Annotated in this window: 23 protein-coding genes; 13 read left to right on the top strand and 10 right to left on the bottom strand. The window is 63.1% G+C overall.

The genetic code is table 11. From position 1 onward, the window contains the following. Positions 1 to 145: 145 nt before the first annotated feature. From V6M61_RS17970 to sucC, 3 genes are all read right to left on the bottom strand, one after another. Entirely contained in the window at positions 146 to 847 is a 702-nt protein-coding gene (locus V6M61_RS17970) for a TerC family protein (protein ID WP_332777959.1), read from the bottom strand. A 262-nt stretch (positions 848 to 1,109) separates the two neighbouring features. Continuing rightward, the gene (gene sucD, locus V6M61_RS17965; protein WP_332777958.1) at positions 1,110 to 2,003 is read right to left on the bottom strand and encodes a succinate--CoA ligase subunit alpha; all 894 of its coding nucleotides are present in this window, start codon (positions 2,001 to 2,003) and stop codon (positions 1,110 to 1,112) included. 11 nt (positions 2,004 to 2,014) lie between these two features. Then, entirely contained in the window at positions 2,015 to 3,175 is a 1,161-nt protein-coding gene (gene sucC / locus V6M61_RS17960) for an ADP-forming succinate--CoA ligase subunit beta (RefSeq protein ID WP_332777957.1), read from the bottom strand. 217 nt (positions 3,176 to 3,392) lie between these two features. Between sucC and argC the strand changes: the two genes are divergently transcribed. After that, positions 3,393 to 4,316, top strand: coding sequence for an N-acetyl-gamma-glutamyl-phosphate reductase (gene argC, locus V6M61_RS17955; protein ID WP_332777956.1), 924 nt, complete (start codon positions 3,393 to 3,395; stop codon positions 4,314 to 4,316). A 126-nt stretch (positions 4,317 to 4,442) separates the two neighbouring features. On the opposite strand, the gene recX is transcribed toward argC, so the two are convergent. Next, complete coding sequence (gene recX, locus V6M61_RS17950; protein WP_332777955.1) at positions 4,443 to 4,916, bottom strand: recombination regulator RecX; 474 nt, start codon at positions 4,914 to 4,916, stop codon at positions 4,443 to 4,445. A gap of 127 nt (positions 4,917 to 5,043) precedes the next feature. Then, positions 5,044 to 6,144, bottom strand: a complete 1,101-nt coding sequence (gene recA, locus V6M61_RS17945) for a recombinase RecA (RefSeq protein ID WP_332777954.1) — start codon at positions 6,142 to 6,144, stop codon at positions 5,044 to 5,046. Positions 6,145 to 6,310: 166 nt separating this feature from the next. On the opposite strand from recA, the gene V6M61_RS17940 reads away from it, so the two are divergent. The 3 genes from V6M61_RS17940 (at position 6,311) to V6M61_RS17930 (ending at position 9,346) form a co-directional block, all read left to right on the top strand. Further along, positions 6,311 to 6,826, top strand: a complete 516-nt coding sequence (locus tag V6M61_RS17940; RefSeq protein WP_332777953.1) for a MarR family winged helix-turn-helix transcriptional regulator — start codon at positions 6,311 to 6,313, stop codon at positions 6,824 to 6,826. A 171-nt stretch (positions 6,827 to 6,997) separates the two neighbouring features. Then, complete coding sequence (locus tag V6M61_RS17935; protein WP_332777952.1) at positions 6,998 to 7,672, top strand: response regulator transcription factor; 675 nt, start codon at positions 6,998 to 7,000, stop codon at positions 7,670 to 7,672. A 201-nt stretch (positions 7,673 to 7,873) separates the two neighbouring features. Further along, positions 7,874 to 9,346 carry a sensor histidine kinase gene (locus V6M61_RS17930; RefSeq protein ID WP_332777951.1) on the top strand — a complete coding sequence of 491 codons (1,473 nt, stop codon included), beginning with the start codon at positions 7,874 to 7,876 and terminating at the stop codon, positions 9,344 to 9,346. Positions 9,347 to 9,504: 158 nt separating this feature from the next. Here V6M61_RS17930 and V6M61_RS17925 read toward each other — a convergent pair whose 3' ends face one another. From V6M61_RS17925 to V6M61_RS17905, 5 genes are all read right to left on the bottom strand, one after another. Then, entirely contained in the window at positions 9,505 to 12,069 is a 2,565-nt protein-coding gene (locus tag V6M61_RS17925; RefSeq protein WP_332777950.1) for a GcvT family protein, read from the bottom strand. A 3-nt stretch (positions 12,070 to 12,072) separates the two neighbouring features. Continuing rightward, a complete protein-coding gene (locus V6M61_RS17920; protein WP_332777949.1) occupies positions 12,073 to 12,930 on the bottom strand; it encodes an EamA family transporter in 858 nt (285 codons plus the stop codon). A 99-nt stretch (positions 12,931 to 13,029) separates the two neighbouring features. Next, entirely contained in the window at positions 13,030 to 13,584 is a 555-nt protein-coding gene (locus V6M61_RS17915; RefSeq protein ID WP_332777948.1) for a phosphonate degradation HD-domain oxygenase, read from the bottom strand. Positions 13,585 to 13,797: 213 nt separating this feature from the next. Beyond that, on the bottom strand, positions 13,798 to 15,036 hold the full coding sequence (gene phnA / locus V6M61_RS17910; protein WP_332777947.1) for a phosphonoacetate hydrolase: 1,239 nt from the start codon (positions 15,034 to 15,036) through the stop codon (positions 13,798 to 13,800). Further along, positions 15,023 to 15,817, bottom strand: a complete 795-nt coding sequence (locus tag V6M61_RS17905; RefSeq protein WP_332777946.1) for a phosphonate utilization associated transcriptional regulator — start codon at positions 15,815 to 15,817, stop codon at positions 15,023 to 15,025. The genes phnA and V6M61_RS17905 overlap by 14 nt, the downstream gene beginning before the upstream one ends. A gap of 189 nt (positions 15,818 to 16,006) precedes the next feature. On the opposite strand from V6M61_RS17905, the gene V6M61_RS17900 reads away from it, so the two are divergent. From V6M61_RS17900 to V6M61_RS17860, 9 genes are all read left to right on the top strand, one after another. Next, on the top strand, positions 16,007 to 17,056 hold the full coding sequence (locus V6M61_RS17900) for a putative 2-aminoethylphosphonate ABC transporter substrate-binding protein (protein ID WP_332777945.1): 1,050 nt from the start codon (positions 16,007 to 16,009) through the stop codon (positions 17,054 to 17,056). Between the two features lie 120 nt (positions 17,057 to 17,176). Then, a complete protein-coding gene (locus V6M61_RS17895) occupies positions 17,177 to 18,229 on the top strand; it encodes a putative 2-aminoethylphosphonate ABC transporter ATP-binding protein (protein ID WP_332777944.1) in 1,053 nt (350 codons plus the stop codon). Further along, positions 18,229 to 19,962, top strand: a complete 1,734-nt coding sequence (locus tag V6M61_RS17890) for a putative 2-aminoethylphosphonate ABC transporter permease subunit (protein ID WP_332777943.1) — start codon at positions 18,229 to 18,231, stop codon at positions 19,960 to 19,962. The genes V6M61_RS17895 and V6M61_RS17890 overlap by 1 nt, the downstream gene beginning before the upstream one ends. Before the next feature lie 8 nt (positions 19,963 to 19,970). Continuing rightward, a complete protein-coding gene (locus V6M61_RS17885; protein ID WP_332777942.1) occupies positions 19,971 to 20,483 on the top strand; it encodes a DinB family protein in 513 nt (170 codons plus the stop codon). Positions 20,484 to 20,514: 31 nt separating this feature from the next. After that, entirely contained in the window at positions 20,515 to 21,633 is a 1,119-nt protein-coding gene (locus V6M61_RS17880) for a 2-aminoethylphosphonate--pyruvate transaminase (protein ID WP_332777941.1), read from the top strand. A gap of 29 nt (positions 21,634 to 21,662) precedes the next feature. Further along, positions 21,663 to 23,057: a glutamine synthetase family protein gene (locus V6M61_RS17875; protein WP_332777940.1), complete on the top strand. Its 1,395-nt coding sequence runs from the start codon at positions 21,663 to 21,665 to the stop codon at positions 23,055 to 23,057. Beyond that, entirely contained in the window at positions 23,057 to 23,563 is a 507-nt protein-coding gene (locus V6M61_RS17870; protein ID WP_332777939.1) for a GNAT family N-acetyltransferase, read from the top strand. The genes V6M61_RS17875 and V6M61_RS17870 overlap by 1 nt, the downstream gene beginning before the upstream one ends. Then, entirely contained in the window at positions 23,560 to 24,693 is a 1,134-nt protein-coding gene (locus tag V6M61_RS17865; RefSeq protein ID WP_332777938.1) for an iron-containing alcohol dehydrogenase, read from the top strand. Before V6M61_RS17870 ends, V6M61_RS17865 begins: the two co-directional genes overlap by 4 nt. 200 nt (positions 24,694 to 24,893) lie before the next feature. Next, on the top strand, positions 24,894 to 25,670 hold the full coding sequence (locus V6M61_RS17860; protein WP_332777937.1) for a gamma-glutamyl-gamma-aminobutyrate hydrolase family protein: 777 nt from the start codon (positions 24,894 to 24,896) through the stop codon (positions 25,668 to 25,670). The last annotated feature ends 93 nt before the right edge of the window (positions 25,671 to 25,763 follow it).

Below are 25,763 nucleotides of genomic sequence, written 5' to 3'. Positions count from 1 at the left end.
GAACAAGAGACTTTTGCACGCCCGGCCTACCTTCTGTTGCAAATATGTGCCGGGCGGGCTGGCGTCTGCCATGACCCGGGAAACTGCGGCCGGGCCATGGCACCCATAGGCGGCCGCTCACAGCAAGGCAACCGACTGCCGCGAATCAGGCCTCGCTGGCCACCTTCTGTGTGCGTTTTTGCAGGTAGGTCCCCAGGGCCACCACTAGAACGGCACCCAAAATGCCGGCAAAAGTGACGCTTTGCTCGCCAATGACTCCGAACATGGTCGTGACGGCGGGGTCTGTCAACAGCATTTCACCCGCCAGGAAGCCGAGCAAGGCGGCGCCTATGGTGATGATGATGGGAAAGCGCTCCATGACTTTGGTCAGCAGGGTGGCGCCGAAAATAATCAGGGGAATGCTGATCAGCAGCCCCAGAACCAGCAGGGGCAGGTTGCCCTTGGCCGCCGCGGCCACGGCCAGCACGTTGTCCAGACTCATCACGAGGTCGGCAATCAGGATGGTGCGAATCGCCGCCATCATCCCGTTGATTTCCTTGCCGTGGTCATCGCCATCGTCTTCGCCCCTGAGCAGGTCCACGCCGATGTAGACCAGCAAAATGGCGCCAATGATCTTGAGGTAAGGCAGGGTCAGCAGCTGGATGGCCACAATGGTCAGCACAATCCGCATCACGATGGCGGCGGCGCTGCCCCAGAAAATTGCTTTGGTTTGCTGCTCGGGTTTAAGCGTTCGCGCTGCCATGGCAATCACCACGGCGTTATCGCCCGACAGCACAATGTTGGCCAGCAAAATGGAGCCGAAGGCGCTCCAGAAGATGGGCGAAGAAAAATCAAGTCCGAAAAACATGTGTGCTCCTGTGTTATGAATGAAAAAAAGCGCCCGATCAGCGCTTTTTCCTGTTTTGGAGAGTCTAAACCGGGCAAGGCCCGGCTTCACTGCGTAATACTGCTTACGCACTTGACCGAGGTCAAGTTTCTTGAATCGACTTTTGGAGTCAGCGTCCTAACCCAGTGCGCAACGAAGGGCCGCCCCGAGCAAGCACAGCCCCTCTTCGTGGTGAAAGGGGCAGCGCAACGCCGCAGGCACACGCAGTGGCAAGCGTGGGGGCTTAAAGCAACGCTTTGAGCAACTTGGCCATTTCCGATGGATTGCGCGTGACGGTGAAGCCGCACTCTTCCATGATGGCCAGCTTGGCGTCCGCCGTGTCGGCGCCGCCGGAAATCAGCGCACCGGCATGGCCCATGCGCTTGCCCGCCGGAGCGGTCACGCCGGCGATGAAGCCAACGATGGGCTTTTTCATGTTGGCCTTGCACCACTGGGCGGCTTCCGCCTCGTCCGGGCCGCCGATTTCGCCAATCATGATGACGGCGTCGGTGTCCGGGTCGTCGTTGAAGGCCTTCATCACGTCGATATGCTTCAGACCGTTGATGGGGTCGCCCCCGATGCCGACGGCGCTGGACTGGCCCAGGCCGATTTCGGTCAGTTGTGCCACGGCTTCATAGGTCAGCGTGCCGGAGCGGCTGACCACGCCAATGCGGCCCTTGCGGTGGATGTGGCCGGGCATGATGCCGATCTTGATCTCGTCGGGCGTGATCAGGCCGGGGCAGTTGGGGCCCAGCAGCAGGGTTTTCTTGCCGCCGGCGGCTTCCTTGGCCTTCATGCGGTTGCGCACTTCCAGCATGTCCTTGACCGGAATGCCTTCGGTGATGCAGATGGCCAGGTCGAGGTTGGCTTCAACGGCTTCCCAGATGGCAGCCGCCGCGCCTGCGGGCGGCACATAAATGACCGACACCGTGGCGCCGGTTTCAGCCGCGGCTTCCTTGACGGAGGCGTAGATCGGGATGTTGAAGATGGACTCGCCGGCTTTCTTCGGGTTCACGCCCGCCACAAAGGCGTTCTTGCCGTTGGCATATTCCTGGCACTTTTCGGTGTGGAACTGGCCGGTCTTGCCGGTAATGCCTTGCGTGATGACTTTGGTGTCTTTATTGATGTAGATCGACATGACTTTTTCCTTTATTTGACCGCGGCAACCACTTTTTGAGCCGCTTCGGCCATGGTGTCTGCGCTGATGATGGGCAGACCGGAGTTGGCCAGCATCTTCTTGCCGATGTCTTCGTTGGTGCCCTTCATGCGCACGACCAGCGGAACCGACAGGTTCACGGCCTTGCAGGCGGTGATCACGCCGTCGGCGATCGTGTCGCACTTCATGATGCCGCCGAAGATGTTGACCAGAATGCCTTTGACATCCGGGTTCTTCAGCATGATCTTGAAAGCCTCGGTGACCTTCTCGGCGGTGGCGCCGCCGCCCACGTCCAGGAAGTTGGCAGGCTCGCCGCCAAACAGCTTGATGGTGTCCATGGTTGCCATGGCCAGACCGGCGCCGTTGACCAGGCAGCCGATGTTGCCGTCCAGGCTGATGTAGGCCAGATCGAACTTGGAGGCCTCGATTTCCGCCGGATCTTCTTCGTCCAGATCGCGGTAGGTCACGATCTCGGGGTGGCGGAACAGGGCGTTGGGGTCAAAGTTGAACTTGGCGTCTAGCGCCTTGATGTTGCCGTTGCCTTCGAGGATCAGTGGGTTGATCTCGGCCAGCGAGGCGTCGGTGTCCATGTAGCACTTGTAGAGCTTTTGCAGCACGTCCACGCACTGGGCGGTGGAGCCGGGTGGCACGCCCATGCCATCCGACAGGGTTTTGGCCTGGGCTTCGGTCAGGCCGGCGGCCGGATCGACAAACACCTTGATGATCTTCTCGGGCGTGGCGTGGGCCACTTCCTCGATGTCCATGCCGCCTTCGGAAGACGCCATGAACGCCACTTTTTGCGTGGCGCGGTCGGTCACGGCCGACACGTAATATTCCTTCTTGATGTCGGCACCATCTTCGATCATCAGGCGGCGCACTTTCTGGCCTTCGGGGCCAGTCTGGTGCGTGATCAGCTGCATGCCCAGGATTTCACCCGAGATCTTCTTGACTTCTTCGATGCTGCGCGCCAGCTTGACGCCGCCGCCCTTGCCACGGCCGCCGGCGTGGATCTGCGCCTTGACCACCCAGACTGGGCCACCGAGCTTTTGAGCCGCTTCAACCGCTTCCTGAACGGTGAACGCGGGAATGCCACGGGGGACGGGGACACCAAAATTGCGCAAGATTTCCTTGCCTTGGTACTCGTGAATTTTCATGAAATAGCTTCCAGGAGTCGGTAAAAAAGGGTCCCGCCTAATAACTTGCAGCTTGAAATCAAGCCTGATCATTGCCTGCAAAAGACTGCCTGCAAGTCATCAAAATGTCACGTCAACGGGTGCTGGACATAGCAGCGTAGAACTGTATCATGTTGCAACGCACAATTCTTGTGCCTAACAGACGACTTAATAATAAGCATTTACCACAGGAAGCCCCATGGCCAGAGTCTTTATTGACGGCGAAGCCGGCACCACCGGCCTGCAAATCCGGGAGCGGCTGCAAACCATGCCGTCCATCGAACTGGTCAGCATTGCGCCCGAACGGCGCAAAGACCCGGCCGCCAAACGCGACCTGATGGCCCAGGTAGACCTGGTCATCCTGTGCCTGCACGACGATGCAGCACGCGAATCAGTCGCCATGATCGACGATCTGGCGCGGTCTGGCGCCAAAAAGACGCCCAAAATCATTGATGCCTCGACCGCCCACCGCACGGCACCAGGCTGGGTGTTTGGTTTTCCCGAACTCACGGCCGGCCAGCGCGAAGCCGTGCAGCAGGCCGACCGCGTGGCCAACCCCGGCTGCTATGCCACCGGCGCGATCGCATTGATTCGCCCGCTGGTCGATGCCGGCCTGATCCCCAAGGATTTCCCCTTGACCTTGCCCTCAGTGAGCGGTTACTCCGGCGGCGGGCGTTCCATGATCGAGGCCTACGAAGCCGGAACGGCGCCACTGTTTGAGGTTTACGGCCTGGGCCTGGCGCACAAACACCTGCCCGAAATCATGAAATACACCGGTCTGACGCGGCGCCCGGTGTTCATCCCGTCGGTTGGCAACTTCAAGCAAGGCATGCTGGTGCAGTTGCCGCTGCACCTGGATTTGCTGCCCGGCCAGCCGACGGCAGCCCAGCTGCAGGACACGCTGGCCCGGCACTACGCGGGCAGCGAGTGGGTCACGGTCCCGGCGCCCACCGAAGGCGGCAAGCTCAGCGCAACAGCGCTCAATGACACCAACAAAATGGAGTTGCGCGTGTTTGGCAACGAAACCTGGCGCCATGCAGTGTTGATCGCGCGCCTGGACAACCTGGGCAAGGGCGCTTCGGGCGCGGCGGTGCAAAACCTCAAGCTCATGCTGGGTTTATAAGCCCCCACGCTCCCCACTGCGTGTGGTTCGCTGCCCCCCGAGGGGGCCGCTGCGCCTGCGGTCTGGCAAAGCCAGTCCCGCGGCCCCTGCTGGCATGGTCGCGGGTGCGCTGCTGCTTTCAGGTCCTCAGTCGTCTTCCGCCTGCGACACCACGCGGCGGATCGCATCGGCGCCGAAACCGCGTGCCGCCAGAAAACGCATCTGTTTACCGCGCGCGGCGGCATCCAGAGCCGGCTCACCGAACTTCTTGCGCCAGACCTCGCGGGCGCGCTCGAGTTCGGTGTCTTTGAGGCTGCTCACCGCCGTGGCCACGGCCTCGGCGCCCAGCCCCTTGTTCAGCAACTCGTGGCGGATGCGCGCGGTGCCAAGGCGTGCGGCGCGGCGGTTGATGACCGACTCGACCACGCGCGTCTCGCTGATGAAGTCCTTGGCCTGCAGCTCGTCCAGCGCTTTGGCCAGCTCGCCGGGCGTTTCTTCGTAAGGCGCAAGCTTGCGCTCAAGCTCGGCGCGCGAGTGCTCGCGGGCCGCCAGCAAGCGCAGGGCCCGGCCCTTGAGGGAAAGGGAAACACCTGCCCGGGCCGCTGGTTTGACCGTGCTCATCGGGCGGCGCCATCGCTTGGACGGTGACTTTTACGGCAGTTGATGCGGTGCGCAGTCGCTATATTTTTCATAGCTGCCTGCGCCTTTACATAAGGGCCGAGAGCCTGATTTGGCATGTAGAACCGCGTCAAGCCACCGCTTTGGCGGACTTTTCGGCCTTTTCAGGTTTTTCGGTCTTGTCTGATTTTTCACCCGCATCAACCGCCGCCTGCACCAGCGGAATGCCCAGTGACTCGCGCACCTTGTTTTCGATTTCGATGGCCAGTTCCGGGTTCTCCTTGAGGAACTCGCGCGAGTTGTCGCGGCCCTGGCCGATTTTTTCGCCGTTGAAGGCGTACCAGGCCCCGGCCTTTTCCACGATGTGGCCGGCCACCCCCAGGTCCAGCACCTCGCCGAGCCGGCTGATGCCTTCTCCATAAAGAATGTCGAACTCCGCAGTTTTGAACGGCGACGCGACCTTGTTCTTGACCACCTTGACCCGGGTTTCGTTGCCGATCACATCCTCACCCTTCTTGATGGAGCCGATGCGGCGGATGTCCAGCCGCACCGAGGCGTAGAACTTGAGCGCGTTGCCGCCAGTGGTGGTTTCGGGGCTGCCGAACATCACGCCTATCTTCATGCGGATCTGGTTGATGAAGATCACCATGCAGTTGGCTTTCTTGATGGTCGCGGTCAGCTTGCGCAGCGCCTGGCTCATCAGGCGAGCCTGCAGGCCGGGCAGGGAGTCGCCCATCTCGCCTTCCAGCTCGGCCTTGGGCGTCAGGGCCGCCACCGAATCGACCACGATCAGGTCGACCGCGCCGGAGCGCGTCAGCGAATCGACAATCTCCAGCGCCTGCTCGCCGGTGTCGGGCTGGCTGATCAGCAGCTCCTGCAGATTGACGCCGAGTTTTTGCGCGTACTGGATGTCGAGCGCGTGCTCGGCATCGACAAAGGCGCAGGTGCCGCCGAGTTTTTGCATTTCGGCAATCACCTGCAAGGTCAGCGTGGTTTTGCCGGACGACTCCGGGCCGTAGATTTCGACCACGCGGCCACGCGGCAGGCCGCCAACGCCCAGTGCGATGTCCAGGCCCAGCGAGCCGGTGGAAACGACCTGGATGTCTTCAATCACTTCGCCGGCGCCCAGCTTCATGATGGTGCCTTTGCCAAACTGCTTTTCAATCTGGGCCAAGGCGGCCTGCAGGGCTTTGGCTTTTTCGGTATTCAGGGCTTTGACCGGTGCGTCCATGAAAATCTCCTTTAAAATCAATGATGTACAAACTCTTTGCCGAAATCCACACTGTGCTTTTAAGCGCAAGCTGGATGCATGAACAGTACTGTATTGGAGCTGTATAAATTAGTAAAGCCTGTTTTTTGTCAGTTTGCCTGACTATTTTTGCTTTACCATTTCCAGCATGCCAGCCACCCCGATTGCACTGGCCGCCGCGCCGACCAAAGACCCTGCCATCGACCACGAAGCCTGGCGGCTCACGCACCTGGGCCGCCTGCTGGGCCATGCGCTGCGGCGCTTTGACGAACGCGTGCTGCAGCTGATGGCCAGCAGCGTGGAGGTGCCGCTGGCCCTGTCGAACCTGGCGGCGCGCGACCAGGTGGGCGCGGCCCACATCCACATCACGCGGCACCTGGCCACAGGCGGCTCGCGCCTGACCGATCTGGCACACCGTGCCGGCATGAGCAAGCAGGCCATGGGCGACCTGGTGGACCAGTGCGAGGCTTGGGGGCTGGTCCTGCGCGAGCCCGATCCGCACGACCGACGTGCCCGCACCGTGGTATTTACCGCGGCCGGCCTGCTGTGGTTGCAGGCCTTTCGCAGCGCCGTCACGCAAGCAGAAGCCGAGTTCCGCCAGGCCGTGGGCACGGACGTGGCCACCGTGGTGGCCCTGGGACTGGAAGCCTATGCCGGCGCCTGATCCGCTCGCCCCAAACTTTGCAGACCAGACGGCAGCTGTCAGCAAACACCTGGCTGTATAAGCCTAGAATTTGAGTGAGAGGCCAAAAAACAATGCGGCGATCACGGCTACCGAAAGCCGATCAGCACGCCCCCAGCAAAACAGGCCTGGACAGACCGTCAGGAGACAAGCATGCGAATTTTGATTGCAGAAGATGACCAGGTACTGGCCGATGGCTTGCTGCGCACCCTGCGTGCTTCCGGCGCGGCCGCCGACCACGTGGCCAGCGGCACCGAGGCCGATGCTGCACTGATGACCAACACCGAATTCGACCTGCTGATCCTGGACCTGGGCCTGCCGCGCATGCATGGCCTTGAAGTGCTCAAACGCCTGCGCTCGCGCGGCTCGGCCATGCCGGTGCTGATCCTGACCGCGGCCGACAGCGTGGAAGAGCGCGTCAAGGGCCTGGACTACGGCGCCGACGACTACATGGCCAAACCGTTCTCGCTGCAGGAACTCGAAGCGCGCGTGCGCGCCCTGATCCGGCGCGGCATGGGCGGCGCCAGCAGCACCATCAGGCACGGCCCGCTGGTCTACGACCAAGCCGGCCGCGTGGCCACCATCGACGGCCAGATGATCGAGCTGTCGGCGCGCGAACTGGGCCTGCTCGAAGTGCTGCTGCAGCGTGCCGGCCGTCTCGTCAGCAAGGACCAGCTGGTGGAGCGCCTGTGCGAATGGGGCGAAGAGGTCAGCAATAACGCGATCGAGGTCTACATCCACCGCCTGCGCAAGAAGATTGAAAAAGGACCGATACGGATTGCGACGGTGCGCGGGCTGGGTTATTGCCTCGAAAAAATCCCAGGCTAGAAACGTGGCCCACTCGCTTTTCACTGCGTGTAGCCACCGCATTCTCCAGCAGGGGCCGCGGAACCGGCTTCGCCGGGCCGCAGGCGCAGCGCCCCCCCGGGGGGCAGCGAACCACACGCAGTGGGGAGCGTGGGGGCACGTTTGGCTTTAAGACTTTTCCAACGCGAGAAACGCAGCCTTTTTGGTGAAATTCTCGACTGGATGCTCACCCCTTTGCTGCTGCTGTGGCCCATCAGCCTGGCGCTGACCTGGCTGGTGGCGCAAAACATTGCAGGCAAGCCGTTTGACCGTGCGCTGGAATACAACGTGCAGGCGCTGGCCAAACTGGTGGCGGTCAAGAACAACCAGGTGCAGTTCAACCTGACGGCACCGGCGCGCGAGATCTTGCGCGCCGACGATACCGACCTGGTCTACTACCAGGTGCTGGGCACGCAGGGCGAATTTTTGAGCGGCGAGCACGATCTGCCGCTGCCGCCCGACGAAGACAAGCCCGTCAATGGCGAGGTGCGTCTGCGCGAGGACTTCATGCAGGGCGAGGATGTGCGCGTGGCCTACACCTGGGTCAAGGTCGATGTGTCGGGCGCGGCATTTTCCGCCGGGCCGTCCCAAGGGAAATCAGCCCCCGAGGGGGGCAGAGAGCCACACGCAGTGGGCGAGCGTGGGGGTCAACAAGCCGTGCTGGTGCAGGTGGCCGAAACGCTGGAAAAACGCAAGACCCTGGCCACCGAAATCGTCAAGGGCACCATGGTGCCGCAGTTCGTCACGCTGCCGCTGGCGGTGCTGCTGGTCTGGCTGGCGCTGGTGCGCGGCATCAAGCCGCTGGCGCAGCTTGAAAAACGCATACGCGCGCGAAAATCCGACGACATGAGCCCGCTGGATGAAGCCGCCGTGCCCGAAGAGGTGGCGCCGCTGGTGTCCTCCATCAACGATTTGCTGAGCCGGCTCAAGGTGTCGCTCACCACGCAAAAACGCTTTCTGGCCGATGCGGCGCACCAGCTCAAGACGCCGCTGGCAGGCCTGCGCATGCAGGCCGACCTGGCGCAGCGCGAGACCGACACCGACGAGCTCAAGAAATCGCTCAAGCACATAGGCCGCGCCAGCATACGCGCGACGCACACCGTCAACCAGCTGCTGGCGCTGGCGCGCGCCGAGACTACAGGCCGCAGCCTGGCCAAGCAGCGCGTCGACATGGTGCACATCGTCTCGGAAGTCATCGCCGACTCGGTGCCGCGCGCGCTTGAAAAACAGATAGACCTCGGCTACGACGGGCCGCCCGCCGGTGAGCCGTCCAGCCAGCTCGAAGGCAACCCGACCCTGCTCAAGGAACTGGTGCGCAACCTGCTGGACAACGCCATCAACTACACCCCCGAAAAAGGCCAGGTTACGCTGCGGCTGCTGACCGACCCCTTCAGCGGCGTGCTGGTGCTGCTGGTGGAAGACTCCGGGCCCGGCATTCCGGAGTCAGAGCGCGAACTGGTGTTCCAGCCCTTTTACCGCGCGCTCGGCACCAACGTGGATGGCTCCGGGCTGGGACTGGCCATTGTTCTTGAAATTGCGAAGCAGCACGACGCCACCATCACGATTGAAGACGCTGTCCTGCCGGGGCACCCGCAGTCTCCGGGCACGCGCGTGACCGTGCGCTTCGTCGGCGTGGACCTGACGGGCGCTGAATGACGGCGGCGATTATGAGCAAAATACGGCTCCAGCCCATACAAATCTGGCGCAGACAGCTATTAAAATAATAGCACCGAACGCCGCGAAGGGCTGCCCCGAGCAAGTTCAGCCCCCTCGGGAGGCAGCGCAGTACGCAAAGCGACAAGCGTGGGGGCGAGTTAACACTTGGCCGGCGGCCACTGGTCATGCAGCGTCACGGCCACGCGTTCGCCCCAGAGCTCGATCTGGGCCGGCGTCCCGACATGCGGCTGGCGGGCAGCACCGCCGCGCACATAGCCCAGCGCCACGCAGGCGTTGGCCAGCGGGCTGAAGCCCACGGATGAAATCTCGCCCACCGATTCGCCGTCAAGCAAGATGGCCTCGCCGCCCCAGGCGAAGGCCTCGGGCGTGTCGAACACCAGTGTCACGAGCTTCTTGCGCAGCGGCTGGCCCTTGCTGGCGAGCAGCGCGGCCTTGCCGATGAAGTCGGCCGGCTTGTCGAGCTTGACGCTGAAGGCCAGGCCGGCTTCCCAGGGCGTCTCGTCGGGCCCCAACTCTGCCCCCCAGGCGCGCCGGCCCTGCTCGATGCGCAGCGCGTCGAGCGCGTAGTAGCCGGCGTCTTTCAGCCCCAGGTCCCGGCCCGCCTCCATCAGCGCCAGATACACATGGCGCGCCATCTCGATCGGCGTGTAGAGCTCGAAGCCCGGCCCGCCCACATAGCTCATGCGGGCGGCGCGCACGCGGGCAAAGCCGACGTCGATCTCCTTGGTCCAGGAGAACTTCAGCGCCTCGGGCGACAGGTCGTCCGGGCTCACCCGACCCAAGAGCTCGCGCGCCTTCGGGCCCATGACCGAGAGCACCGAGTACATCGCCGACACATCCGTCAGGACCGCATGCTGGGCCTCGCCGATATGCCGCGTGATCCAGTCGAAGTCGCGCACGGTTTGCGCCGAGCCGGTGATGATCAGGAAACGGTCTGCGGCCTGCCGGATCACGGTCAGGTCGCTCTCGAAGCCGCCGCGCGCATTGAGCATGGCGGTGTAGACCATCTTGTTCACCGGCACGTCCATCTCGTTGGCGCACAGGCGTTGCAGCACGGCCAGCGCATCGCGGCCCTGCAGCAGGTATTTGGAAAACGAGGTCTGGTCGTACAGCGCCACGGCTTCGAGCGTGGCCTTTTGCTCCTCGAGCATCCAAGGGAGCCAGCCTGGTTTATCGAGGGTGTAGGGGGGACGGGGAACCCTCACCCCATCCCTCTCCCGCTCGCGGAAGAGGGGGTCATGCACATCGTCGATTTCAGGCGTTGAAGCCTGCGGCGCATCGCCCAGGTATTCGCTCCCTCTCCCTCTCCCGCTCTCGGGAGAGGGCTGGGGTGAGGGCAGCAGCGGCCGGAAATAATTCGCACGCTCCCAGCCATTCTTGCTGCCAAACTCGGCGCCCTTGGCTGAAAGGATGTCGTAGAGCGGCGAAGTGCGCAGCGGCCTGGCCGTTTCCAGCTCCTGGCGCGGCCAGCGCATCGCATAGTGCAGGCCCAGGGTTTCGCCGGTGCGCTCGGACAACGCCTTGCGGTTGCCGGTGAAGCTGCCAAAGCGGCGGATGTCCACGTCCCACAAATCGATGCTGGGCTCGCCGCCCACGATCCACTCGGCCATCAGCCGGCCGGCGCCGCCCGAGTTGGCGATGCCGGCCGAATTGAAGCCGGCGCAGACGAAGTAATTGCGCAGCTCGGGCGCCTCGCCCAGGATGAAGTTGCCGTCGGGCGTGAAGCTCTCGGGCCCGTTGAGCAGCATCTTGACCTCGGCCGTCTCCAGGCAGGGCGTGCGGTGCATGGCGTTGGTCATGAGGATCTCGAACTGGTCCCAGTCCTCGTCGAGCAGCTCGAACTGGAAGGTGCTCGGGATCGGGTCCATCCTCCAGGGCTTGGCCTGGGGCTCGAAGCCACCCATCACCAGGCCGCCGACTTCTTCCTTGTAGTAGATGTAGCCGTCGGGGTCGCGCATCACCGGAAGCAGGGGGTGCACGCCGTCAACCTTGCCGGTGACGATGTAGAAATGCTCGGCCGAGTACAGCGGTACGTTGACGCCGGCGAGCCGGCCGAACTGGCGCGCCCACTGGCCGGCGCAGTTCACCAGCACTTCACACCGAATGCTGCAGCGCAGCTCGCCCTGCGTGACTTGCACGCCGACGGCCTTGCCGTTTTCGATGATCACGCCGGTCACTTCCACGCCTTCCACCATCTTCACGCCGCGATTGCGTGCGCCCTTGGCCAGCGACATGCACAGGTCGGCCGGGTTGGCCTTGCCGTCGCCGGGCAGCCAGATCGCGCCGGCCAAGTCGTCGGTGCGCATGATCGGGTACTTGTCGCCGGCTTGCTGCGGCGTGATCAACTCGCAGGCCACGCCGAAGCTGCGCGCCATGGCCGCCTGTTTTTTCAGCACCTGCATGCGCTCGGGCGTGCGCGCCACGTTGACACTGCCGCACTGCTTCCAGCCGGTGGCCAGGCCGGTCTCGGCTTCCAGCGAGGCATAGAGCTCGATGCCGTACTTGCTCATCTGCGTCATGGTGCGGTTGGGCCGCATCTGGCCCACCAGGCCGGCGGCATGCCAGGTGGTGCCGCTGGTCAGCTTGCCCTGCTCGAGCAGCAACACATCGGTGTGGCCGAGCTTGGCCAGGTGGTAGGCCGTCGAGCAGCCGGCAATGCCGCCGCCGACGATCACAATTTCTGCATGGGTGGGGAGTGTCATTTTTTATCCCAATCTCAAAGCCATCACGCCGCCCACGATGACGGCGGTGCCGACGACGCGGCGCAGTGTGAAGGCTTCCTTCAAAAACCAGCTGCCCAGCAAGGCCGCAAACAGCACCGAGGTTTCGCGCAGCGCTGCCACCGTGGCCACCGGCGCCTGCGTCATGGCCCACAGCGCGATGCCGTAGGAACCCAGCGAAGCGGCCGCCGCACCAGCCGCCACCGGCCAGCGCGCTCGTGCATAGGGCCAGGCCACGGCGCCACCCCGGCGCGAAAACACCAGCAACGCGAAGGGCCAGCCGTCCAGCACGAACAGCGCCACCACATACTGGAAGGCGTTGCTGCCTGCGCCGAAGGTCGCGCGCACGCCCAGCGCATCGACCACGGTGTAGACCGCAATCACCACGGCATTGGCCAGCGCAAAACCAACCGCCTTCGGCCGGTCCATGGCATGGCGGCTCAGGCCCAATGCCAGCACGCCGCAGCTCACGCCGATCACACCGGCCCAGGCCAGCGGTGACAGGGTTTCACCGAGCGCGAGGCCGGCCGACAGCGCCACCAGCAAGGGCGCGGTGCCGCGCATCAGCGGGTAGGTCAGGCCCAGGTCGCCATGCTTGTAGGCGCCGGTCAGGGCAATGTAGTAGCCGATATGAATGACGACCGAGGCGATGATGTAGGGCCAGGCTGCGGCGGGCGGCCAGCCGATCAGCAACACCAGCGGAACGGCAATCAGTGAGCCCACCAGGTGGATCAGCGCGGTATCCAGCGCCTTGTCGGCACTGGACTTGACCAGCGCATTCCAGCTGGCATGCAGCAGCGCGCCGAACAGCACGGCGGCCACCACTGGCCAAGTTAAAAGCACAGGCTCCCCCAGGCTTGCTTGAAGCGGTTCTGCGCTGCGCTCATTGGGTAACCTCCGCGCTGCGCGCTGCGGTATTCGCCTTGGGAACGGCCCGGCGGCTCATGCAGCAACCAGGGCGCAGCGGCGCGCGCGGTCCAGGAAGTGACTCAGCGGCGGTGTGGCCAGGCCCTCGGTCTTGGCGAGATCGTCCCAGATGCGCAGGCGCACCGCGCCCTCAGCGCCGGGCCGGACGATGAATGCTGCCGCCCGCTCTGCACTGAAGATGCCGCCCTGCAACGCCAGCGAGCGTTTCGAGTCCGCCGACAGGCTTTCGAAATAGGCAGGCCGGGTGGCGCAAAGGTAACGCTTGGCGTCCACATGCAGCTTGATGGCCCCCAGAACCTCATCGTTGAACAGCCCGCGCAAAAACGGCAATGCGCGGTACTGGTGCACATCGTCCACGCCTTGCAGCGAAGGCGTGGCGCCAAAGTCGTGCAGCAGATGGCCCAGGTCGTGCAGCAGCGCGGCCGTCACCAGCGCATCCCCAGCCCCCTCGTCTTCGCCGAGGGCCGCGGTCTGCAGCGCATGCTCCAGCTGGGTCACGGGCTCGCCGCTGTACTGCTCGCCCCCGCGCTCGACAAACAGCTGTTCGATATCAGCAAAGGTTAAGGCCATGGCAGTGGGTAGGTTTTTAGGGTTGATGAAACTCTTGATCCTTTGCTGCACGCCCGCGTTGTTACCCAGCAGTCCGAAAGTAGTGCGACATACTTTGTCATCCTGAGCGCAGCGAAGGATCTTGGCATGCTGGCAAGATTCTTCGCGTTGCTCAGAATGACAGCATGGGCGGCGTCGCCTTCGTTACGGACTGCTGAGTAACTACGCATCACTTCATTGCGCGTAATTCAGGGCCAGGTCAAACGCATCGAAGTTGTGAAAACGCCGGGTCAAGTCCAGCCCGGGCAGCTTGCGGTTCACGACCAGCGGCACGCGCTGCTCACTGATGCCGCCGTGCGAGCGCAGCGGCACCTCCAGCGCACTCAGGTCGTGGCGTGACGCCGACGTGCCAATCACGGTGAAGCGCTCCGACACGGCCACCAGGTCGCCGATGCGGTCGGCCGGCAGCTCAAAGCGCTGGGCCGCCTGCTCGCGGGTCAGCACGAGCTCCATGCCCTTGAGTTGCGCCAGCCGGCTGCAGGCCGCGCCAACGTCCGCACCTTCGGGCAGATAAACCGTCGCAAACGAGCCCAGCGCACCGTGGTGCAGCACATAAGGGTCGGTGATCGGCAAAATCACGCGCGCTTTCGCTATGCCCAGCCAGTTGTCAAACCAGTCCTGCAGGTAAATCACGTCCGGCGTGCCATCCAGCGCCACCTTGGCGTTCATGCCGTGGTCGGCCGTCAGCACAATCACGCAGCCCAGCGCATCGAGCTGGTCCAGGTAGCCGTCCATCATGCGGTAAAAAGAGTTGGCGCCGTCGGTGCCGGGCGCATGCTTGTGCTGCACGTAGTCGGTGGTCGAGAGGTACATCACGTCGGGCTTGTACTTCTGCATGAGTTTCACGCCCGCGGCGAACACAAACTCCGAGAGGTCTGCGCTGTACACGCTGGGCAGCGGTTTTCCCACCAGCCCCAGCACATCCTCAATGCCGTTTTCGGCGAACGTGACCTGGTCGGCTTTCTCGGACGAAAAGCAGATGCCTTTCATCTTATGCCCGAGCAGCTTGCGCAGCTTGTCCTTGGCCGTCACCACCGCCAGCGACTTGCCAGCATCGGACAGGGCGGCCAGCAGGGTGGGCGCGCGCAGCCACTTGGGGTCATTCATCATGACCTCCGTGCCGGTCGCGGTGTCAAACAGGTAGTTGCCGCAAATGCCGTGCACGCTGGGCGGCGCGCCGGTCACGATGGACAGGTTGTTGGGATTGGTAAAGCTCGGCACCACGCAGTCGGCAATCAGGCCGCAACCCTGGGCCAGCGTACGCTTGAGCCAGGGCATCTGGCCCGTGGCCACCGCCTGCGCCAGGTAGTCGGGCTCGCAACCATCCACGCACACGACCACCGTGGGCCGGGCCGGCAGCTTGTAGCGCCTGCCATTGACATTCAGCTCGGCACTCAGTTCAGCGTTTGCCACGTTGGGGCCTTTCTTTTTCTTTTTCCGTGTGGTCGGCCTTCCCGGCTGAGCGGGCGGCGTTGCCCGCCATACTGCGTCCTGCAGGGCTGGCCTGCAGCCGCGCCTGGCGCCGCAAATCGTTTTCTATCGTGCGCTCCTTGCTTTCAATCACATGGTCGAACATGGCGCGGCCGGCCGCGGCCGCGTCACCCGACGCAATGGCCTTGACGATCTGCCGATGCTCGCCGGCCGAGATCGGCATGAGCCAGCCGTCCGCCAGGTTGAGGCGACGAAACAGCGAGAGCTCCTTGATCAGCTTGCGGTAGATCTCGGTGAGCTTGCGGTTGCCCGCCATCTCCACCAGCCGGTCATGAAAAGTGAGATTGAGCAGGTGATACTGACGGGCGTCTTCGGCCTTGACGGCCTTTTCCATGGCGTCGACCAAGCCCTTGATTTCCTTGAGCTGGGCCGGCGTGATGTTTTTGGCCAGCTGGCGGCCAACGAGTTCATCCATGGCGGCACGCAGGTCAAAAATCTCGACGGCTTCGTCAATCGGGATGTCGCGCACGAAGACGCCGCGGTTTTTCTCGTTGCGGACCAGCCCCGCTTCTTCAAGCATGCGAAAGGCCTCGCGCACCGGGCCGCGCGACACGCCCATTTTCATGGCCAGCGTCGCTTCGATCAGCTTGCTGCCCGGCTCGTACTCGCCGACCAGAATGGCGCGTTCAATTTCCTGCTGCACCACGGTGGTGAGGGAGCTGCTTTGAAGCAGCGCGATGGTAGGGTGAAAGACAGCGTTCATGCTTTGCATTGAAGCACAAAACAGAAAATTGTCAACAATCTGCAGAAAACAATTGACAAGATAAAAGGGTAGTCGTTAAATAAAGTCGAGCTGGGTTGATATGGCCTGAACACAGGCTGCGTCATCACAGTGTCATGCCGCTGACACGATCAGGTCACAACATTGCGGGTTTTTCACCAAGGACTTCTTATGCAACTGGCTACCCATCTCACATCACTCACCAAGGCAATCGCGGCGATAGGCCTGCTGGCCATCGCCACTTCTGCGTCGGCGCAAAAGGCCCAGTTGCTGGTTTACACCGCACTGGAAACCGACCAGCTCAAGGCCTACCAGGAAGGCTTCAACAAATCAAACCCGGACATCGAGATCAAGTGGGTTCGCGACTCGACCGGTGTGATCACCGCCAAACTGCTCGCGGAGAAGTCCAACCCGCAGGCCGACGCCGTGATGGGCGTGGCCGCCTCCAGCCTGGCCCTGCTCGACAAGCAGGGCATGCTCGAGCCCTACGCGCCGCTCAATCTTGACGGCATCATGAGCCAGTACCGCGACAAGAAAAAAGTCCCCGCCTGGTTTGGCATGGACGTGTGGGGCGCCACGGTGTGCTTCAACACCATCGAAGCGAAAAAGCGGAACATCCCCAAGCCCGAGTCCTGGCAGGACCTGACCAAGCCCGTCTACAAAGGCCAGGTCGTCATGCCCAACCCGGCCTCCAGCGGCACCGGCTACTTTGACGTGACCGCCTGGCTCACGCTGTTTGGCGACAAGGACGGCAAAGGCGGCGGCTGGAAGTTCATGGATGGCCTGCACGAAAACATCGCGCAGTACACCCACTCCGGCTCCAAGCCCTGCAACATGGCGGCCTCTGGTGAATTCCTGATGGGCATTTCGTTTGAATACCGCGGCAATGCCAACAAGGCCAAGGGCGCCCCGATCGACCTGGTCTTCCCCAAGGAAGGACTGGGCTGGGACCTGGAGGCTTTTGCCATTCACAAAGGTACGAAAAAGCTGGACGCCGCGAAGAAGCTGGCTGACTGGGCCTCCAGCAAGGACGCAATGATGCTCTACGGCAAGAACTTTGCCATCACCGCACAGCCCGGCCTGGCGCCTCCGCTGGCCAACGTACCTGCAGACTATGAGGCCCGTCTCGTCAAGATGGACTTCAACTGGGCGGCCGACAACCGCGAACGCATTCTGGCCGAGTGGACCAAGCGTTACAACAGCAAAACAGAGAAGAAGTGACACCCCTGTCTCGGCTCACTGCGTGTAGCCGGAACCCCCTCAAGGGGGCAACACCAGCGGCCCGGCAGAGCCGGTTCCGCGGTGTTACTGGAAAGGTAGTTTTTTGCTGCGGTACCCACAATGACCCATGACACGTTCCTTGAGTTGCGCCACATCCGCAAGGAGTTCGGCAGCTTCACCGCGCTGCAAGACATCAACCTGGATATCCGCAAGGGTGAGTTTGTCTGCTTTCTCGGGCCATCCGGCTGCGGCAAGACCACCTTGCTGCGCATCATTGCCGGGCTGGACGTGCAGACCGCCGGTGAAGTGCAGCAGGCGGGCCGCGACATTTCGCGGCTGCCGCCGGCCTTGCGCGACTACGGCATCGTGTTTCAGAGCTACGCCCTGTTTCCCAACCTGAGCGTGGCCGACAACGTGGCTTATGGCCTGGTCAATCGCAAAACCCCCAAGGCCGACATCAAAAAGCGCGTGAGCGAACTGGTCAAGCTGGTCGGCCTGCCGGGCAGCGAAGGCAAGTACCCGGCCCAGCTCTCGGGCGGCCAGCAGCAGCGCATTGCGCTGGCGCGCGCACTGGCCACCGCACCGGGCCTGCTGCTGCTGGACGAGCCGCTGTCGGCGCTGGACGCGCTGGAGCGCGTGCGCCTGCGCCAGGAAATCCGGGCCTTGCAGCAAAAGCTGGGCGTGACCACCATCATGGTGACGCACGACCAGGAAGAGGCGCTCAGCGTCGCCGACCGCATCGTGGTGATGAACCAGGGCGCGATCGAGCAGGTCGGCACGCCCATGGAGATTTACCGCGAACCGGCCTCGCCCTTTGTGGCCGACTTCGTCGGCAAGGTCAACGTGCTGCCGGCACATGTGAGCGGCGGCGAGCTGAAATTTGGCGCACTGTGCCTGCCTTGTGATGGCGGCGACCGCGACGTCAAGGTCTACCTGCGGCCCGAGGACGTGCTGGCCCGGCCCATTGCCGACGGCGACGCCCATGTGTTTGATGCCACCATCGAGAAAATCGAGTTCCTCGGCTCTTTCTGCCATGTACATGTGGCGGCCCCGGCATTCAACAGCCACAAGCTCACGGTGTACCTGTCGCTCAACTTCCTGTCCGAGCAATCGCTGCAGATCGGCTCCACGCTCAAGCTCAAGCTGCTGCCCGAGCGCATCAAGGTGTTCTGATGCGGGCCTCCACCGTTTCTACCGTCGCTACCGCTCCCGCATGCCCTCCGGTTCGTCAGAAAACACACTGGATTGATTACCTGGCCCATATTGCGCTCGCACTGACAGCTATTATTTTGATAGCGTTTCTGGCGGCCCCCTTGCTGGCCATCCTGCAGCAGGCCCTGGAAGACAAGGCCGGCCAGTTCGTCTGGTTCGACAACTTCGTTGACTACGCCAAGACGCCGGCCCTGCTGGAGAGCCTGTGGAACAGCCTGTGGGTCTCCAGCGCCGTCACGCTGATCACGGTGCCGCTGGCGTTTGGCTTCGCCTATGCGCTGGCGCGTTCCTGCATGCAATACAAGGCGCTGTTTCGCGGCATCACGCTGATCCCGCTGCTGGCCCCTTCGCTGCTGTCGGCGATTTCCCTGATTTACTGGTTCGGCAACCAGGGTGTGCTCAAGGGCTGGATGCAGGGCATCGGCATTGAGCAGATTTATGGCGCACCCGGCATCGTGGTCGCCGAATGCTTCGCCGTGCTGCCGCATGCGCTGATGATCCTGGTGACCGCACTGAGCCTGTCCGACGCGCGCCTGTACGAAGCGGCCGACGCCATGGGCACCAGCGCCGCCCGCAAATTCTTCACCATCACGCTGCCCGGCGCCAAGTACGGCCTGATCTCGGCGGCGCTGGTCACCTTCACGCTGGTGATCACCGATTTCGGCATTCCCAAGGTCATAGGTGGCAGCTTCAACGTGCTGGCCACCGATGTCTTCAAGCTGGTCATCGGCCAGCAGGACTTTGCCAAGGGCGCCGTCGTCGCCATCCTGCTGCTGGCGCCCGCCGTGCTGACCTTCGGCGTCGACAACTATGTGAGCCGGCGCCAAACCGCCATGCTGACGGCCCGCGCCGTGCCCTACAGCCCCAAGCCCGCCCGCACCTACGACCTCGTGATGACGCTGTACTGTTCGCTGATCGCAGTGCTCGTGCTGGCGATGCTGGGCATGGCCGTGTTCGCCTCGTTCGCCAGCTTCTGGCCCTACAACCTCAGCCCCAGCCTGCGCCACTACGTGCTGGGCCTGGTGGACGCGGAAGTCAGCGTGGGCTTTGTCAACAGCCTGAAGATGTCGGCAGGCACGGCGCTGTTCGGCACGGCGCTGGTGTTTTTCAGCGCCTACCTGCTGGAAAAAACCAAGGGCATGGACGGCCTGCGCAGCCTGGTGCGCATGCTGGCCATGCTGCCCATGGCCGTGCCCGGCCTGGTGCTGGGCCTGGGCTACATCTTCTTTTTCAACGCCCCGGACAACCCGCTGAACGGGCTGTACCACACCTTGAGCCTGCTCACGCTGTGCACCATCGTGCACTTCTACACCACCGGCCACCTGACGGCGGTGACGGCGCTTAAAAGCCTGGACGGCGAATTTGAAGCCGTCAGCGCTTCGCTCAAGGTGCCTTTCTTCAAGACCTTCTGGCGCGTCACCCTGCCGATCTGCACGCCGGCGCTGATAGACATTGCGCGCTACTTCTTCATCAATGCCATGACCACCATCTCGGCCGTGGTGTTCCTGTATTCACCGGAGACCAAGGTCGCATCGATTGCGATTTTGAACCTGGATGAAGCCGGTGAAATGGGCGCTGCGGCGGCCATGGCCGTGCTGATCGGCGTGGCCTCGACTCTTGCCACCTTGCTGTTCATGGCCCTGGCCTGGTGGGTGAACCGCCGCACGCAGGCATGGCGAATCACGGCCCGATAGGAGCGCCCATGCCCGCACTTCGCAACATCCGCATGCTGACGCGCTACACCGCGTGGGCGAACGAACGGCTGTTCTCCGCCTTGGGAGAGCTTCCTGCGGGTGAGCCCCTGGCCGCGCGGGCCACGGGCTCCGGCAATATGGTCCGCACGCTGAATCACGCCTACGTGGTCGACCGGATCTGGCAAGCGCACCTGCAAGGCCAGCCCCATGGCTTTACATCACGCAATACCGAAGATACGCCCACGCTGGATGCCCTGCGCATCGACCAGGCGCGCATTGATGCCTGGTACATCGAGTACGCCGACGCACTGACGGCCGAAGGACACGACGAAGTGGTGGTTTTCCAGTTTGTCGATGGTGGCGCAGGGGCGATGACCCGAGGCGACATGCTGTTGCATGTTGTCAACCACAAGACTTTCCACCGGGGCTACGTGGCCGACATGATCTACCAGGTGCCGGCGCGCCCGCCGAGCATGGACCTGCCCGTGTTCCTGCGCGACACCGTGCCCCGCTTGACTTGAATCGCCCACAACGACAACCAGAGACACCGCCATGGACAGAGACAAAATCCTGCTAACCCCCGGCCCCCTGACCACCACGCTGCGCACCAAGCTGGCCATGCTGAAAGACTGGGGCTCGTGGGACGCCGACTTCAACGCCGTGACAGCCAGCATCCGCAACAGCCTGCTGAACATCATTCACGGCCACGACTCGCATGTGGTGGTGCCGCTGCAGGGCAGTGGCACTTTCAGCGTGGAGGCGGCGGTGGCCACCCTGGTGCCGCGCGACGGCCATGTGCTGGTGCTGGACAACGGCGCCTACTGCAAGCGCGCGGCGCGGCTCACCACGCTGATGGGTCGCCGCTGCAGCGTGATGCCTTTTGACGAAGCGGCGCCGGTGGACCCTGGAGTGCTGGCCAACCAGCTCCAGCAGGATGCCAGCATCAGCCACGTGATCCTGATCCACTGCGAGACCGGCGCCGGCGTGCTCAATCCGCTGCAGGAAGTGGCCGATGTGTGCGCCGCCCATGGCAAGGGCCTGATTGTGGACGCCATGAGTTCCTTCGGCGCACTGGAAATCGACGCCCGCAAAGTCCGTTTTGACGCTCTGGTGGCCGCCAGCGGCAAATGCCTGGAGGGTGTGCCCGGCATGGGTTTTGTCTTTATCCGCAAGGCCATTCTGGACGCTTGCGCCGGCCGCAGCCAGTCGCTGGCCATGGACCTGCACGACCAGCATGTCTACATGGAGAAAACCACGCAGTGGCGATTCACGCCGCCCACCCACGTCATGGTGGCGCTGGCCGAGGCGATTGCGCAGTTTGAAGAAGAAGGCGGGCAGCCCGCTCGCCTGGCCCGTTACACCCGCAACTACAACACCTTGATCCAGGGCATGGCCGCGCTGGGCTTCAAGCCTTTTCTGGACCCGGCGATCCAGGCGCCCATCATCGTGACTTTTCACGCACCCGCGGACAACCGTTACGAGTTCAAAAAGTTTTATGCCGCCGCACGCGAACGCGGCTTTATCCTCTACCCCGGCAAACTCACCCAGATGGAAACTTTCCGTGTAGGCTGTATCGGCGCGATTGGCCCCAACGAAATGGAGCAGGCCGTTCACGCGGTGGCAGGGGCACTGCAAGACATGGGCATCACCTCGGCCGCACCGGCACATTGAGCGCACTGACCAACCACAAGGAGTCCAGCATGGCCAGCAAAGCACCCGGCAATACCTCCCAGGCAGTCCACCCCGCAGTGGAGGCGGTCAAGAAGTCGGGGGCGACCAAGGTCAAGGTGGCGGTCAGCGACATCGACGGCATCCTGCGCGGCAAGTACCTGCACAAGGACAAATTCTTCGGCACCGCCGAGCCCTATCCGGCGGGCGGCTTCGGCTTTTGCGACGTGGTGCTGGGCTGGGACATGACGGACAGCTGCTACGACAACACCACCGTCACCGGCTGGCAGCACGGTTTTCCGGACGCGCTGGCGCGGCTGGACCTGGGCACGGCACGCCATGTGCCCTGGGATGACGGCGTGCCGTTTTTCCTCGGCGAATTCGTCAATGCTGACGGTTCGGCCCACGCCGTCTGCCCACGCCAGACGCTCAAGCGCGTGCTCAAACGCGCCGAGAAAATGGGCTTCAAGGTCATGACCGGCATGGAGTTCGAGTGGTTCAACTTCCTGGAAACCCCTCAAAGCTGGGCGGCCAAGAAGGGCGTGGGGCCGGAGCAGCTGACGCCCGGCATGTTCGGCTATTCCTTGCTGCGGGTGAACCGCAACCGCGACTTCTTCAACGCGATCATGGACGAGATGCTGGCGTTCGGCGTGCCGATTGAGGGCTTGCACACCGAAACCGGCCCCGGGGTCTACGAGGCAGCCATCGGCTTTTCCGAAGCGCTGGAGCAGGCCGACCGCGCCATCCTCTTCAAAACGGGCACCAAGGAGATCGGCGCGCGCTTCGGCATCATGCCCAGCTTCATGGCCAAGCCCAACCAGCAGCTGCCGGGCTGCAGCGGCCATATCCACCAAAGCCTCTCCGACGGCAAGAACAACCTGTTTTACGACGCGAAAAGCCCGCGCAAAATGAGCAAGCTGTTTGAAAGCTACCTGGCCGGCCAGGTGGCCTGCATGATGGAGTTTGGCCCCATGATCTGGCCCACCATCAACAGCTACAAGCGCCTGGTCGACGGTTTCTGGGCGCCCGTCAAACCGACCTGGGGTATCGACAACCGCACCGCCAGCTTTCGCGTGATTGCCGGCAGCCCCAAGGCCACGCGGCTTGAAACGCGCTGCCCGGGTGCCGATGTGAACCCCTACCTGGCGATGGCGGCTGTGATTGCGGCGGGGCTGGACGGCGTGGAAAAAGGCCTCAAGCTCACCGCCCCGCCCATCACCGGCACCAATGTCGGCGCAGAAAACATTGCACGCGCACCGCGCACCCTGATCGAAACCACGCGCATCTTCCAGCAATCAAGCATTGCCCGCGACTGGCTGGGCGATACCTTTGTCGACCATTTCGCCGCCACCCGCGACTGGGAATGGCGGCAGTGGCTGGACGGCGTGACCGACTGGGAACTGAAACGCTACTTCGAGATCATCTGATGCAAATCCGCAGGCTTGAAGTCTCCGACGCATCCACCTTCCGGGCCTTTCGCCTGCGTGGTTTGCGCGAGCATGCCGACGCCTTCACCTCGAGCTTTGAGGAAGTCAGCCTGCAAGCGCTGGCTGACGCAGAAAAGCGGCTGGCGGCAACGTCCAATGAAAAACTCTGGGGCGCCTTTGTAGACGGCGAGATGGCCGGCATGGTGGGCCTGAACCGTGAGACACGCCTCAAAAATCGCCACAAGGCCACACTGGTCGGCATGTATGTCGCACCCGAACACACGGGGCAAGGCCTGGGCCGTGCCCTGGTCGATACGGCGGTGCAGGACGCCAGGGCCTCGGGCATAGAGCTCCTCATCCTCACGGTGACCGACAGCAACCGGCAAGCCCTCGCGCTCTACGAAAGAGCCGGTTTTACATCCTTCGGCACGGAGCCCGACGCGATTCGGGTCGATGGCATCAGTTTCGGCAAAACACATATGTACCTTCAACTTAAAACATCATGAACATCACCAATTTCGCATTCCCTACCGCCATCAAGTTCGGCCCAGGCGCCCGCAAGCTGGTCGCCAAGCAACTGCTCAAGGAAGGTTGCAAGCGCCCGCTGATCGTGACTGACCGGGGGCTCAGTGCGCTGCCGGTGCTGGCGGAATTCATGACGCATCTGGACGGGCTTGATGTGGCCGTGTTCTCCGGCGTGCATGGCAACCCGACCTGCAGCCAGGTGATGGATGGCGCCGTCGCTTTCAAAGCACACGGCGCGGACTGCATCATCGGCTTTGGCGGCGGTGCGGCACTCGACGTGGCCAAGGTGGTGGGCATAGCCGCCACGCACGAAGGCGACATCCTGGAATATGTCTGGGACCACCCGCAGGTGCGCCCCATCGTCAACAAGCTGCCTTATTTTGTGGCCCTGCCCACGACCTCGGGCACCGGTTCCGAGGTGGGCCGCGCAGCCGTGGTGGGCGAGAACGGCACGCACGTGAAGCGAATAGTCTTCAGCCCGAAAATTCTGGCCAAGGTGGTGTTTGCCGACCCCGAACTCACCTTGGGCCTGCCGGCCCATGTGACGGCGGCCACCGGCATGGACGCGCTGACGCACAACATCGAGAGTTACCTCTCGCCCGCCTACCACCCGCTGTGCGACGGCATTGCGCTGGAGGGCACGCGCATTGCCGCCAGCGCCCTGCTCACCGCCGTGAAAGAGCCCGGCAATCTCAAGGCGCGCAGCGACATGATGATGGCCTCGATGATGGGCGCAATCGCCTTCCAGAAAGACCTGGGCGCCGTGCATTCCTGCGCCCATGCGCTGGGCGCGGTATGCGACCTGCACCACGGCCTGGCCAATGCGCTGATGATTGATACGGTGCTGGCCTGGAATTACGAAACAGTGCCGGCCAAATTTGACGAGCTGGCCCATGTCTGCGGCGTGGCCGGCGGCGGCAAGGCCTTGGTGCCCTGGCTGCAGCAGCTCAAAGCCAGCATCGGCATCACCGGCCGGCTGGCCGCCCATGGCGTGAAGCCGGAACACCTGCCGCGCCTGGTCGAAATTGCCACGGCCGACATTTGCCACCAGACCAATCCGCGACCCTGCACCGCCGGGGATTTTGAAGCCTTGTTCAAGGCAGCGATGTGAGGCAAAGACCAAAGGGCACTTTTATCAATTCACACATCCATTCACACTTTCGTCATCCCCGCGCAGGCGGGGATCCAGTGCGCCCCTATCAATCAATCACTGACGGGACCATGGATTCCCGCCTGCGCGGGAATGACAGATGGATGGAAGTGCCCTAAAGTGAGAACTACAGTGAGGTTTGTACGAAATCTGGAACTGTCATGACAGAGCATCTCAAAATCGGCATCAGCGCCTGCTTTTTCCACCCCGACCCGGCACGCACGGCGTTTGCCAGCAAAACCCTGCAGTACGTTGAACAGTCCATGGCGCACTGGTTGATGTCCGGCGGCGCCCTGCCGGTGATGGTTCCGTCGCCGGTCGGCGACACCGCCCGCGGCACGATTGACTTTGCCGACTACGCCAACTGGCTCGACGGCCTGGTGCTGCACGGCGGCGCCGACGTGTGGCCCGGCAGTTACGGCGAAACACCGCTGCGCGAGCAATGGAGCGGCGACCGCACGCGCGATGAATACGAGCGCGCGCTGGTCAAGGCCTTTGTGGCGGCGGGCAAGCCCGTGTTTGGCGTGTGCCGCGGCCTGCAGCTCATCAATGTGGCCTTCGGCGGCACGCTGTACCAGGACATCGGCACCCAGCGCCCCGGAGCTCGCGCGCACCGCGACGGGCAGGTTTACGACCAGCACTTCCACAATCTGGAGCTGGTGCCGCAAACCCGCCTGAGCGCGCTGCTGGCGGGCACCAAAAGCTACAAAATCAACAGCATCCATCACCAGGGCATCAAGGACCTGGCCCCCGGTTTTGTGGTGGAGGCGCGCTGCCCCGATGACGGCATGATAGAAGCCATTCGCCGCACTGGCGACAGCTATGTGGCGGCCGTCCAGTGGCATCCGGAGTTCCACCGGCCCGAGCTGGGCACCCTCGATGACGGGCCGCTCCTGACCGATTTTCTGGAAGCGGCACGGCTGGTCCGTTCGGGCTGAGCCGGCCCTGGCTCTCTTTATCTCCTGCCAGCCAACAACTTCAACCTGACTTCAACCCCCCTGCACCTCAACCCGCCCAAGTAGCGCACGGAC

Source organism: Polaromonas sp., assembly GCF_036676035.1.
Lineage (GTDB): Bacteria > Pseudomonadota > Gammaproteobacteria > Burkholderiales > Burkholderiaceae_C > Polaromonas.
This window is presented reverse-complemented; position numbering and strand designations above follow the sequence as displayed.